Origin of the sequence: Dongshaea marina (assembly GCF_003072645.1) — a bacterium.
In the GTDB taxonomy this organism is placed as follows: Bacteria; Pseudomonadota; Gammaproteobacteria; order Enterobacterales; family Aeromonadaceae; genus Dongshaea; species Dongshaea marina.
Genome location: NZ_CP028897.1, coordinates 4,454,311 through 4,467,283 on the forward strand (window position 1 = coordinate 4,454,311; position 12,973 = coordinate 4,467,283).

General features: G+C 53.4%; 10 protein-coding genes and 1 pseudogene. 2 read left to right on the plus strand and 9 right to left on the minus strand.

The features are described 5' to 3' along the window. Position 1: 1 nt before the first annotated feature. From lspA to murJ, 4 genes and pseudogenes are all read right to left on the minus strand, one after another. Positions 2 to 499 (minus strand): signal peptidase II, encoded by a 498-nt coding sequence (lspA, locus tag DB847_RS20800; RefSeq protein WP_108652391.1) that lies wholly within the window; start codon positions 497 to 499, stop codon positions 2 to 4. Beyond that, a pseudogene (ileS, locus tag DB847_RS20805) lies at positions 499 to 3,329 on the minus strand (isoleucine--tRNA ligase). The gene lspA and the pseudogene ileS overlap by 1 nt, the downstream one beginning before the upstream one ends. Before the next feature lie 24 nt (positions 3,330 to 3,353). Then, on the minus strand, positions 3,354 to 4,289 hold the full coding sequence (gene ribF / locus DB847_RS20810; RefSeq protein WP_108652392.1) for a bifunctional riboflavin kinase/FAD synthetase: 936 nt from the start codon (positions 4,287 to 4,289) through the stop codon (positions 3,354 to 3,356). Positions 4,290 to 4,351: 62 nt separating this feature from the next. Next, positions 4,352 to 5,917 carry a murein biosynthesis integral membrane protein MurJ gene (gene murJ / locus DB847_RS20815; RefSeq protein ID WP_108652393.1) on the minus strand — a complete coding sequence of 522 codons (1,566 nt, stop codon included), beginning with the start codon at positions 5,915 to 5,917 and terminating at the stop codon, positions 4,352 to 4,354. A gap of 204 nt (positions 5,918 to 6,121) precedes the next feature. Between murJ and rpsT the strand changes: the two genes are divergently transcribed. Further along, positions 6,122 to 6,382 carry a 30S ribosomal protein S20 gene (gene rpsT / locus DB847_RS20820; RefSeq protein ID WP_108652394.1) on the plus strand — a complete coding sequence of 87 codons (261 nt, stop codon included), beginning with the start codon at positions 6,122 to 6,124 and terminating at the stop codon, positions 6,380 to 6,382. Between the two features lie 60 nt (positions 6,383 to 6,442). Here rpsT and DB847_RS20825 read toward each other — a convergent pair whose 3' ends face one another. From DB847_RS20825 to rppH, 5 genes are all read right to left on the minus strand, one after another. After that, positions 6,443 to 6,742 (minus strand): ArsR/SmtB family transcription factor, encoded by a 300-nt coding sequence (locus tag DB847_RS20825; RefSeq protein ID WP_108652395.1) that lies wholly within the window; start codon positions 6,740 to 6,742, stop codon positions 6,443 to 6,445. Positions 6,743 to 6,755: 13 nt separating this feature from the next. Next, complete coding sequence (gene thyA / locus DB847_RS20830; RefSeq protein WP_108652396.1) at positions 6,756 to 7,550, minus strand: thymidylate synthase; 795 nt, start codon at positions 7,548 to 7,550, stop codon at positions 6,756 to 6,758. Then, on the minus strand, positions 7,547 to 8,365 hold the full coding sequence (gene lgt, locus DB847_RS20835) for a prolipoprotein diacylglyceryl transferase (protein ID WP_108652397.1): 819 nt from the start codon (positions 8,363 to 8,365) through the stop codon (positions 7,547 to 7,549). Before lgt ends, thyA begins: the two co-directional genes overlap by 4 nt. A 342-nt stretch (positions 8,366 to 8,707) precedes the next feature. After that, on the minus strand, positions 8,708 to 10,972 hold the full coding sequence (ptsP, locus tag DB847_RS20840) for a phosphoenolpyruvate--protein phosphotransferase (protein ID WP_108652398.1): 2,265 nt from the start codon (positions 10,970 to 10,972) through the stop codon (positions 8,708 to 8,710). Between the two features lie 15 nt (positions 10,973 to 10,987). Beyond that, positions 10,988 to 11,500, minus strand: coding sequence for an RNA pyrophosphohydrolase (rppH, locus tag DB847_RS20845; protein WP_108652399.1), 513 nt, complete (start codon positions 11,498 to 11,500; stop codon positions 10,988 to 10,990). A gap of 765 nt (positions 11,501 to 12,265) precedes the next feature. On the opposite strand from rppH, the gene mutH reads away from it, so the two are divergent. Continuing rightward, positions 12,266 to 12,937, plus strand: a complete 672-nt coding sequence (gene mutH / locus DB847_RS20850) for a DNA mismatch repair endonuclease MutH (protein ID WP_199911651.1) — start codon at positions 12,266 to 12,268, stop codon at positions 12,935 to 12,937. The last annotated feature ends 36 nt before the right edge of the window (positions 12,938 to 12,973 follow it).

The window sequence follows — 12,973 nt, forward strand, 5'->3', positions numbered from 1 at the left end:
TTTAAGACTCCTCCTTCTTATTGAAGAAACTCTCCAGTACCAGCATCAGTGCGCCGACACAGACACCGCAATCAGCCAGGTTAAACCTTGGGAAATGGCCGTAATTGAGGTAAAGATCGATAAAATCGATCACATGACCCAGATATAAGCGATCAATCAGATTTCCAAGGGCACCACCTATGATCAGCGCAATGGCAATCCCTATCCAGTGCGACTTCGGCGGCAGGCGCTTAAGCCATGCCAGCAAGGCTCCGGCAATCCCGATCGCAAAGCCAGTAAACAGCCAGCGCTGCCAACCCGATGCATCCGCCAGAAAGCTAAAAGCCGCTCCGGAGTTAAATACATAGACCAGGCGCAAGAAAGGATTCAATTCAATGCCCTGACTCCCATAGGGGATGTTGCTACTGATCCACAGCTTTGTGAGCTGGTCCAGGATCAACACGAGGCCCGCCAGCCATAGCCAGCGAAGCCCCGATTCACAACGAAACAGCTTTAGCATCAGGCGTATTGGCGGGTCTCGCCATTACCCTCAACATTGCTGTAGCAGCGACCACACAGAGCGTCATGGCCCTCAATTGTGCCAACCTCAGGGGTACGGTGCCAGCAGCGATCGCACTTCTGATTCTCGGAAGCACGCACACTCACCTTTAGACCCTCTACCTCGGTCTCGCTGGCCTCCGCCGGAGCCTCAGCTTCCGGCTTCACCTCGGCCTTGGAGGTGATCAGCACAAAGCGCAGCTCATCTTCGAGCAGCCCCAGCGACTCAACCAGCTCGGGCTTGGCATACAGGGTAACTTCCGCTTCCAGTGCGCCACCGATCACCTTCTCGTTACGTGCCAGCTCCAGCTGACGGTTAACCGCATCACGCACCTCGAGGATCTGCTGCCAGTAGCCATCGTTGAGCTTCTCCTGACCATCTAAGCCAAACAGTCCCTGATACCACTCGCCGGTAAACACGAACGTGTCACGCTCACCCGGCAACTCCTGCCAGATCTCGTCTGCGGTGAAGCTCAGGATCGGTGCCATCCAGCGCACCAGGGCCTCAACGATGTGATAGAGAGCCGTCTGACAGGAGCGACGTGCCACACTGTCGGTCTTGGCGGTGTACTGACGGTCCTTGATGATATCCAGGTAGAAACTACCCATCTCCACCGAGCAGAACTGCATCAATTTTTGCAGAACCACGTGGAAGTTGTAGTTGTCGTAAGCTTCGATGATCTCACGCTGCAGGGTTTCGGCACGGCCGACCGCCCAGCGATCCAGAACCACCATATCCTCTTTGGCAACCATGTGCTGTTTCGGATCAAAGCCGTTGAGGTTCGCCAGCAAAAAGCGCGAGGTATTGCGGATCCGCCGGTAAGAGTCGGCGGCACGCTTTAGGATCTCATCGGAAACCGACATATCCCCGGTGTAATCGGTCGAAGCGACCCACAGGCGCAGGATGTCACCACCGAGCTTATTCATTACCTGCTGCGGGCTGATCACATTGCCCAGAGACTTGGACATCTTGTGGCCCTTGGCATCTGTGGTAAAGCCGTGAGTCAGTACCTCTTTGTAAGGGGCCTCATCTTTCATCGCGATAGAGAGCATCAAAGATGACATGAACCAGCCGCGATGCTGATCCGAGCCTTCCAGATAGAGGTTGGCAGTGTGGCCGCCAAACTCGGGGCGGGCATCAACCACTGAGGCGTGGGTAGCACCTGAGTCAAACCAAACATCCAGGGTATCCAACACCTTGCGATACTGGTCGGCCTCATCACCCAGCAGCTCCGCCGGGTCCAGATCCCACCAGGCCTGGATGCCGGATTTCTCAACCCGCTTGGCCACCTCTTCCATCAGCTCGACGGTGCGAGGGTGCAGCTCATCGCTCTCTTTATGGATGAACAGAGAGAGCGGAGTCCCCCAGGTACGCTGACGGGAGATACACCAGTCCGGACGATTCTCGATCATCGCCTGGATACGGTTCTCACCCCAGCTTGGGATCCACTTCACTTTCTTGATCTCTTCCAGGGCGCGCTGACGCAGACCCGCCTGATCCATGCTGATGAACCACTGAGGCGTAGCACGGAAGATGATTGGAGTCTTATGCCGCCAGCAGTGTGGGTAGGAGTGCTCCATATTTTCATGGTGCAGCAGGGTGCCATGCTCTTTGAGCACCTCAATCACATCTGTGTTGGCCTTAAATACATGTTTACCGGCAAATAGCTCGGTATCCGGCAGATAAACCCCGTTATCGCCAACCGGGTTGGCCACTTCCAGGCCATACTGCTGACCGACCGCGAAATCTTCCTGACCGTGGCCAGGGGCGGTGTGTACCACACCGGTACCGGACTCCAGAGTGACGTGATCGCCGAGGATCGCCGGAACATCGAACTGGTAGAAGGGGTGGTTGAAGCGAAGGTGCTCCAGCGCCGCGCCCTTACAGTATCCCAGGTTGTGGTACTTGGTGATCCCGGCTCTGTCCATCACATCTTTCACCAGCTCAGCAGCGACGATGTAACGCACCGGATTCTCATCCCGCTCCACCTGTACCAGGGCGTAATCCAGATTCTCATGCAGGGCCACCGCACGGTTGGCCGGCAGGGTCCAGGGGTGGTGGTCCAGATCACTACCGAAATGGCGCCCTTGCCCGGATGCCCCTCGGCACAATCGAAACGGCTGGCGACCTCGGCATCATCGACGGCACTGAACAGCACATCGATAGAGGGAGAGGTCTTGTCATAGTACTCAACCTCGGCCTCAGCCAGAGCTGAGCCACAATCGGTGCACCAGTGCACCGGCTTGGAGCCCTTGTGCAGGTGGCCGTTTTTGACCACCTTGGCCAGAGAGCGGATGATCTCGGCTTCGGTGGAGTAATCCATGGTCAGATAAGGCTTATCCCAGTCACCCAATACGCCCAGACGTACAAAGCCCTCTTTCTGTCCGGCGATCTGCTTGCTGGCGTAGTCACGGCACTTTTGACGAAACTCAGCCGCAGAGACTTTCTGGCCCGGCTTACCCACCTTCTGTTCAACTTTGAGCTCAATCGGCAGACCATGACAGTCCCAACCCGGAATATAGGGGGAGTCAAAACCGGACAGGCCTTTGGCCTTGTTAATAATGTCTTTGAGGATCTTATTGAGTGCATGGCCCAGGTGAATATCACCATTTGCATAGGGAGGGCCGTCATGCAAAATAAACGGCTTCTTCCCGGTTTTGGCCTCGCGAATTTGGCCATAGAGATCCTCTTGCTGCCAACGCTTGAGCATCTCAGGTTCACGCTTCGCCAGGTTTCCGCGCATCGGAAATCCTGTCTCGGGAAGATTCAGGGTATGTTTATAATCACTCATGGATCCAAAATTCCGTAATTGGGCTTATTTCTGGGAAATTGATTCAAAATACTGCCGGGCCGCCGCGGCGTCCCGGCTAATCTGCTGTTGCAACTGGGCGAATGAATCAAACTTCTTCTCATCGCGCAGCTTGTGTCGAAATACGACTTTTAACTGCTGACCATAAAGGTCGCCATCAAAATCAAAAAGATGGACCTCCAGCCTGGGCTGTAAGCCATCCAGGGTTGGACGAAATCCGATATTAGCCACCGCCGGATAACGGTTAGAGCACCATATCACATCCACCACATAAACACCCACCATGGGCAATACCAGCCGACTGGGCTTGATATTGGCAGTAGGAAAGCCGATGGTTCGTCCCAGCTCATCACCGTGACAGACCCGGCCACTAATCGCATAATCACGCCCCAACATCCTGCGGGCCTCATCAAAGGCGCCTTGCTGCAAGGCCTGGCGCACCGCTGTGCTACTGACCCGCAGTTGATCCACCAGGATGCTGTGGCTATCGATGACCTCAAACTGATGCCGCTTTCCGGCCTCACTGAGCATCTGAAAGTCACCGGCCCGATCGCGGCCAAAACAAAAATCATCGCCTACCAGCAGGCTCTTGACCCCGAGCCGTTCAATCAGAAGCTTCTCAATAAACTCCCCTGCATCCATTCCCGCAAACTCCGGGGTGAAACGGATACAGAGTAATCGCTCCACTCCCAGCTCCCTGAGTGCCTGGTACTTTTCACGCAGGCAAGACAAGCGGGCCGGCGCCTCCTGGCCTAAAAAAAGCTCCTGAGGCTGAGGCTCAAAAACCATCACGCAGCTGGGCAACTGGTAGTGCTCCCCCCTGGATTTCAGGCGTGCGATGATCGCCTGGTGCCCGAGGTGGATACCATCAAAGTTACCTATGGTCAGGACACAGCCATGGTGCTCCGCCCTGATATTTTCTACTCCACGAATAAGCTCCATCTACATCTTCGAGCCCTGCTAACGGTCAAACTGGCGAATTATATACCAGACGCCGCCTCGGATCAGCCCTCATCCATGGCTTTTAAAATGACGGGGCGGATCCCGCAGATAAGAGTCGCCAACAGATAGCTCACCACGCCGATGCCGATGAGCTTGGAAAGCTCCATCATGCTATGCCATGAGCTCCAGTGCACCCACTGCTCCAGCGGCGGTGAAAAGTACTCCAAGGCTCCCCCCATCACCGCCGCCGCGAACACCAAACGCAGCACAAACCAGGCGGTCGCCCTCCCCGGGCAGTAGACATCTTTACGGTAAAGGCCCCAGAACAACATTCCGGCATTGAGAATACCGGACAGGGCGGTGGCAAGCGCTAGTCCCACATAGCTCAAGGGGTACACCAGGATGGCGTTAAACACCATGTTGGCGATCATCGCGATGATCCCAAAACGCACCGGGGTTTTGGTATCCTGACGGGCGTAATAGCCAGGCGCCAGTACCTTAACCATCATGAAGCCCACCAAGCCGATGGAGTACACATGCAGACTACGGGCGGCCATATGCACCTCGTGGGCGCTAAACTCCCCATGCATGAACAACACCCGTAGCAAAGGCTCACTGAGCACCACCAGCCCGACGGTCGCCGGCAAGCCCAGGGTCAACACCATTCGAACTCCCCAGTCCATGGTCTGATCAAACTGCTTGGAGCTCTGATCCACATGACGCCTCGACAGCGCCGGCAGGATCACAGTGGCGATCGCGATGCCGAACAGTCCCAGGGGAAACTGCAACAGGCGATCTGAGTAATAAAGATAACTAATGGAGCCGGTGGCCAGAAACGAGGCCAGAAAGGTATCAAACAACAGATTAACCTGGCTGACCGAAACCCCGAACAGCGCCGGGATCATCAATTTTCGAATCCGTGCCACCCCGGGGTGATTCCAGCCCCACTTCGGCAATACCAGCAAACCCTGGCGCTTAAGAAACGGCAACTGAAACACAAACTGCAATACGCCACCGGAAACCATACCGATCGCCAGACCAAACTCGGGATTCTCCATGTGCGGCGCTAGCCACAGTGCCGCCGCGATGAGGGCAAGGTTGAGAAAAATTGGGGTCAGAGCCGGAACCGCAAACTTCCCCCGGGTATTGAGAATCGCCCCGGACATAGCGGTCAATGTGATGAACAAAAGATAAGGGAAGGTCACCCTCAGGATATCGCTGGCCAGCACAAACTTCTCGGCCTCAGGCCCGCCACGCAGGTAATCCAGGAACCAGCCGGTGCCAAAAATCATCGACACCACGGGAGATGCAATCATGCCGATGATGGTCACTACCCCTACCAGCATTCCCAGGGTCCCGGCCACCCGGGAAAACAGCTCTCTGACCTCGTCATCCCCATGCTTTCTCTGATATTCGGTCATCACAGGAACAAAGGCCTGGTTAAAGGCTCCCTCGGCAAACAGGCGCCGCAGGAAATTGGGGATCCGGTTGGCAAAAAAGAACACATCGGCTGCGGTACCGGCTCCCAACAGGTGGGCGATCACTATGTCTCTGACCAGCCCTAATACACGCGATGCCAGCGTCATCACTGAAACAACAAGACCCGATTTTATTAATTTTTTACTCAAGGGTATCTCCGGGGTGCTCTGACAGAAAAAATCTGTGTAAACGTGCAGCAAGCTGCTACAATCAGCCCGACAGTTTACCCACCTCTCTGGGCACTTGCTACAGGGACGGTGGTTATTTGCACAAATGGTTTGACAAAACCCGCGAAAAAAGGCATATTCCGGGCCTTTCGATAAACTCGCTAAGACAGTTTTAGGAGTAATACCTTGGCTAATATCAAATCTGCTAAGAAGCGCGCGATTCAAGCAGAGAAACGCCGTCAGCACAACGCAAGCCGCAGCTCAATGATGCGTACTTACGTAAAGAAAGTTATCGCAGCTATCGAAGCTGGTGATAAAGAAGCTGCTCAAAAGGCGTTCGCCGTAGCACAACCTGTGCTGGATCGCATGGCAACCAAAGGGTTGATCCACAAAAACAAGGCAGCTCGTCATAAGAGCCGTCTGAGTGCTAAAATCAAAGCACTGTAAGTGGGCAACCTGCCAATAAAAAAACCGGCTTAAGCCGGTTTTTTTATGCCTGCTCCCCGCTCAGCCGGGAATGCAGAAGCAGCGATACAGGGTCTCCAGTACCGCTCGCACCTCATCACTATGCACCCGATAATAAACTTTTTGTGCGATCTTGCGTGTCGCAACCAACTCATCTCGCCGCAGCAGTGCTAGGTGTTGTGACAGGGCCGACTGGCTCAGGTTGAGTTTTTCATTGAGCTCCGTCACCGACAACTCCGCATCGAGCAGCATACAGAGGATCATCAACCTCTGCTGATTGGCCATCGCTTTCAACAGCTCGGCCGCTCTGCCCGCATTCTCTTCCATCTCAGCCAGTTCCATCCCATCGAACTCCTTAGATCGCCACCGGTGCCTTGATATGTGGATGAGGATCGTAACCCTCAATCACAAAATCTTCGAACCTGTAGTCAAAAATCGACTCTGGCTTACGCAAAATTGTCAGCTGCGGAAGTGCTCTTGGATCCCTTGATAGCTGCAACTTGGTCTGCTCCAGGTGGTTGGAGTAAAGATGTACATCTCCGCCACTCCACACAAAGTCCCCCACCTCAAGATCACACTGCTGGGCGATCATATGGGTGAGCAGGGCGTAGCTGGCGATATTAAACGGCAGCCCCAAAAAGACATCACAGCTGCGCTGATACAGCTGACAAGAGAGCTTGCCATTGGCCACATAAAACTGGAACAGGGCATGACAGGGAGACAGGGCCATCTTGGGCAGGTCGCCCACATTCCAGGCCGAGATGATCATCCGCCTCGAATCGGGATCTTTTTTGATGAGCTCGATCACCTGAGAGATCTGATCGATCACCTCCCCATCCTGACTCACCCAGCTGCGCCACTGCTTACCGTACACAGGGCCCAGGTCGCCATTTTCATCGGCCCACTCATCCCAGATAGAGACGCCATTATCTTTGAGGTAACCGGTGTTGGTATCGCCATTAAGAAACCACAGCAACTCATAGATGATCGAACGCAGGTGACACTTCTTGGTAGTGACCAGCGGAAAGCCCTGCTGGAGATCAAAACGCATCTGGTGGCCAAACACAGAGAGGGTCCCGGTACCGGTCCGGTCCTCTTTGGCCTGCCCCTCATCTAAAATATGCTGCATCAAATCCAGGTACGCTTTCATGCTTTCTCCTCTGAAGAATTACCAAACCAGCCGGGTTTACGGTGGGCGATCAAGATAAAGGTCAGGCCAATCAGAATCATTGGCGCAGACAGGATCTGCCCCATGGTGAAGTAGTGGAAATAGAATCCCATCTGCGGATCGGGCTGACGGAAAAACTCTGCAATAAAGCGGAACAATCCATAGCAAACCAGGAACATGCCGGCCACCGAACCTCGTGGCGGGTTACGCTTCCAATAGAGATTGAGAATAATGAAGAGCAGGACTCCCTCCATGGTGAACTCATAGATCTCTGAGGGGTGGCGCGGCAGGGGGCCGGCCTGAGGATAGATGACACCCCAGGGCATATCGGTCACCCGTCCCCAAAGCTCACCATTAATAAAGTTACCGATGCGCCCGGCACCTAATCCGAAAGGCACCAGGGGCGCGACAAAATCGGCAACCGTCATGAAGTGGCGGGAGTTTTTGCGCCCAAACAGCCACATCGCCAGGATCACACCGATCAGGCCACCATGAAACGACATCCCTCCGGTCCAGATCTTGAAAAGATAGAGAGGGTTGGCAATAAAGTAATCCCACTGGTAGATCAGCACATAGCCGATCCTTCCTCCCAGGATCACCCCCAGAAACGAGTAGAACACCAGATCGCTGATCTGCTCGCTGGTCCAGAATCCATTCGAACGCTTCGCCCTGGCATTTGCCAGCAGCATCGCAAAGCCAATTCCAACCAGGTACATCAAGCCATACCAGCGCACATGCAGGGGTCCAAGGCTGAACGCGACAGGATCGATATGAGGATAAACCAGATGATGAATCACTGAATATTCCTGTAGTTAACGGGTGAAGCGGCATTGTCCGATCAATCCCGATGGAGCTCAAGCCCCAATCGAATTTCTGAAAGGCTAACGTAAGGAACGCCACAAAGCCTAGTGACTCTGCAGAGCTCAGAGTCCTCTGTGGATCCGGCTCATTTAGAGCACTTCGGGTTAAGCTGGGTCATCATTTAAGCTTGGACAAAAGAATTTCTGGCTTTGCTAAGCTGACCTTCTGCAGCATGGATGCTGCAGCAGAGCACCAAGGATGGCATTGCGAGTCAGGATGCAAAGCCAGAGATTCATCCCAGCATTGACTCCATTTATGGAGAAAATGCTCTAGTAAATTCAGGCCCCTGCCCTGAGAAAACCACCGAGTTTTTTAAACTCGAGGTAGTCGGTGAAACTTTTTCGCAGCAGCTCAGAGCTCTCTTCGGCCATTCCCTGCTTGAGCAGAGGCTGAAGCTCATCGAGGCGCACCCTGCGTAATATATATTTGATCCGGGAAAGGTTCATCCGGTTCATGCTCAACTGCCGATACCCCATGGCCACCAGCACCAGGGCACCGATTGGATCGCCAGCCAGCTCACCGCAAACCGACAGCGGCTTGCCATGCTCACGAGCGAGCACCGGCAGGGGCTCAAGGGCTCGCAGCAGCGCCGGGTGCAGCACATCATACAGAGGGGAAACCCGGGTATTATTTCGATCCACAGCTAACAGATACTGAGTCAGATCATTGGTCCCGATGGAGATAAAATCGACCTTGCCCGCCAGCTCATCGAACAGATAAAGCAGTGAGGGGACCTCAAGCATCACCCCCAGACGAGGTAGCGCAGTGATCTCTTCTCCTGCTCCCTCTTTCTCCTCTTTGAGCTCTTTCCAGGCTTGCTCCAGCAGACGGCGAGACTCGAAGATCTCATGCAGCGTGGTGACCATTGGCAACATGATAGAGAGGTTTCCCAATCCCTGATCGGCTCTGAGCATCGCTTTGAGTTGTTGTAAAAAGATCTCCGGATGATCGAGCATCAGGCGGATGCCACGCCATCCGAGGAAGGGATTTGGCTCAACCACGGGGAAATAGGGCAAGAGCTTATCTCCCCCCACATCCAGGATCCGCATGCAGACAGGCTTATCCCGAAAATGTTTCAAAATGGCCCGGTAGCTTGCCTGCTGCTCCAGCTCGGATGGGAAGCTATCCTGTAGCATGAATGGATACTCACTCCGATAGAGGCCGACCCCATCAAAGTGCAGTCCATCATGGATCTGTTCCTCTCCCAGCCCAATATTCAGCAAAAGTGAGATCTCGACTCCATCCTCCAGGGCCGCAGGCCCCTGTTCATGATGCATCACATCATCAATCAGGCTACTCTCCTGGGCCTGGTACTCCCGATAACGTTGCATGGTTGAGGAGTCAGGATTGACAAAGAGATCGCCACTGTAGCCATCAATGATCAGCGAGCTATGATTGAGTTCATCCAGCGGAAGGTTAAGCCCCATCACAGCAGGTACCCCCAGAGCCTTGGCCAAGATGGCGGCATGGGAGTGGTGAGAACCATGGGCTGACACTATGCCTCTAAGTTTATCCCGAGGCAGCTCAGCCAGGGTTGCAGCACTTATCTCTTCGGCGATCAGAATAAACTCATCCGGAAACTCCTGCTGATCGACCTCATTCTGGACCAGCCGGCTTAACAGGCGACGGGCAACATCACGAATATCTGAGGAGCGCTCCTGAAAATAGGGATCGCGCATCTGAGAGAACTGGGCCACCATCCGCTCACTCACCAGTTTGACCGCGGTCGCTGCCGTATGGCTGCGCTGGCCGATCTCATCGCGTATCCCCTGCAGGTAGAGGGGATCCTTGAGGAGGTGGCGGTAGATATCAAAAATGGCAAGGGTATCCCCGGACAGGGTCTCCTTCAGGCATAGGGAGACCCTGTCCAGCTCATCAAAGACCTGTTCAATGGCCAGATCCAGGCGTACCAGTTGCCGGGCCGGGTACTCGGCCTTATGGATACCCACCTGCTCCAACTCGACATGGGGGTTCCAGATCAAAGCCTTGGCGATCCCGATCCCGGGGGCACTGGCAAGGCCCTGAAAGTGCTGGCAGATCCCGAGATGCAAACCTGTTTGCAGCTTTCCTTTGGCCTCATCATGGGCGATCACCACCGCAATCTGCGCCGCCAGAGTGACCAGGAAGGACTCTTCACTCTCATCAAAGAAACGCTTTTGCTGTTGCTGAACAACCAACACCCCCAAAACCTGGCGCTGGTGAATGATAGGAACCCCAAGAAACCCATGGAGCTGGGTGTCACAGAGTCCGGGGAGATCGATAAAACGGGGGTGCTGATGAATATCCGCGAGATTGATCGGCTCTTCACGCAGAGCCACCTGCCATTGGACCCCTTCACCCAGAGGTAGGGAGAGCTCACCTATGGCATCGGCACAGGGGCCGCAGGCAGCCATCAGGGATAGCTGCTGTGACTGCACGATAAATATGGAGCAGCAATCTGCTCCCATCACGGCCCGTGTCTTATTAACCAGAATATCGAGCGCCGATTGAAGCTCAGCTGCGGCACTCACCTGTTCAACTATCTCTCGTAACTGTGTCAGCACCTAAGATCTCCTTTCTTATTTACGGTGCCGCTTACCCTCCCGCTGAGAGTTAAATGGCATCGCCAGGGGTGCAAACTCCTTCATGACACGTCGGTACACCTCTCTCTTAAAGGATACGACATGACGCACCGGATACCAGTAACTAACCCATCGCCAATCATCAAACTCAGGGTGCCCATGGCAGCCGAACTGGATGTTAGATTCGTTCGACTCATTCAGACAGAGCAGGAACCATTTCTGCTTCTGCCCAATGCACAAGGGCTTAGAGTCCCAGCGGATCAATCGCTTGGGGAGTCGATACTTAAGCCAGTTGCGAGTTGAGCCAAGGAGAGTCACATCTCCTTTTTTTAGCCCTATCTCCTCATGCAGCTCGCGGTACATCGCATCTTCTGCTGTCTCATTCTCATCGACACCGCCCTGGGGAAACTGCCAGGAGTTTTGCCCAAAGCGCCTGGCCCACAAGACCTGACCTTTGCGATTGCACACTACGATACCAACATTGGGACGATATCCATCACCATCCACCACGCAATCACCTGTTATAAAAACTGATTTCTGTTAGAGATTGTTTCACAATAGCCCGTTACCAGCAAATCAGCCTCATCCCGGATAGCTGTTTGTGAGGTCACTCGCTCTCTAAGCCTTAAATCCCAAGCCAAAAAATAGGTTAAAACAACAAAATAGACATTTAATAAGCTTAAAAATCCATTTTATTGATGAGTTAACACCTGTTTATGATGAATAGCTCTCATTTTTTAGATAAAAATGAGGTAGTGGATAACTTAGCTGATCCTGATGGGGACGCCCCCAGAGTCGGGAGATGAAAGGCATTACAAATAAGATAACCAAATGATTATTATTACTTTAATACAAAGAACAGGAACCTTGACACTCACAGAGTTATCCACTTATCCCTTGAAAACAAGCTGATCATCTTGAGAAACACCGGTTAACATCTACATTTTTGTGGAATGAAATAGATGCCTTATGATGATAATCAACTAAAAAGCATAAAAATATCTGTTGCTTTTTCCGTTATCCAGAGTTGATGTGGATAACATTGTGGATTAAATCAAGATCCGGGTGAATACTCACTCACCGAAGCATTGTCAAATGATCCATGTAACAATAAACCCTTTGAAATCATTCAATTAGAAAAGAAAGCTCCTTCTGCCTCATTTGTAGCTCCCATCGCACATTTTTTATCCGTAACATAGGCTGCACTAAGGATAGTGCTTTAATCCTGGCTTAAAAGGCCATAGAATATTTCGCCGCTTCACAAATAGCACCGCCATGAAACTTATCCCTCCCGGCTCAGAAGAGCAGCTATTACAACGAGCAGAACAACTGGCTGGCTTGTCGATGGCCGAGCTGGCAGAGATAGCCCAGATTCAAATCCCAAAGGATCTACGCCGGGATAAAGGCTGGATTGGCCAGATGCTTGAGCTGCACCTGGGTGCCGAAGCCGGCAGCAAGCCGGAGCAGGATTTCCCCGAACTAGGGATTGAGCTCAAGACCATCCCGGTTGATCAGCTGGGCAAGCCGACAGAGACCACCTTTGTCTGCGTCGCCCCCCTTTACGATATTCTGGGCCTGAGCTGGGAGAGCTCCAGTGTTCGTAATAAGCTCTCCAGGGTGCTGTGGATCCCGATAGAGTACAACCGACAGCTTCCCCTGGCTGAGCGCCGGGTTGGAACTCCTCTGATCTGGAGCCCCTCAGCCGAGGAGGAGCGCAAGCTCCGTCAGGACTGGGAAGAGCTGATGGAGATGATCGCTCTCGGGGAGGTGGAGTCGATCACAGCCCGAACCGGACAGGCCCTGCAGCTCAGACCCAAGGCAGCCAATCGTAAAGCCCTGACCCGGGCGATTGGCTCCGATGGCCAAACGATCATGACCCTTCCCCGGGGCTTCTATCTCAAGACTCAGTTCACCCATGAGATACTCAAGCGACATTTTATGTTGTAATATACTCTCTTGAACCCTATAGAGTGTGTGGAATAC

Bases quoted from the DNA above. Each gene is read 5' to 3' on its own strand.
- ribF (WP_108652392.1), bottom strand. From the start codon at position 4,289: ATGGAGCTTATTCGTGGAGTAGAAAATATCAGGGCGGAGCACCATGGC.
- DB847_RS20825 (WP_108652395.1), bottom strand. From the start codon at position 6,742: ATGGAACTGGCTGAGATGGAAGAGAATGCGGGCAGAGCGGCCGAGCTG.
- mutH (WP_199911651.1), top strand. From the start codon at position 12,266: ATGAAACTTATCCCTCCCGGCTCAGAAGAGCAGCTATTACAACGAGCA.
- thyA (WP_108652396.1), bottom strand. From the start codon at position 7,550: ATGAAAGCGTACCTGGATTTGATGCAGCATATTTTAGATGAGGGGCAG.
- lspA (WP_108652391.1), bottom strand. From the start codon at position 499: ATGCTAAAGCTGTTTCGTTGTGAATCGGGGCTTCGCTGGCTATGGCTG.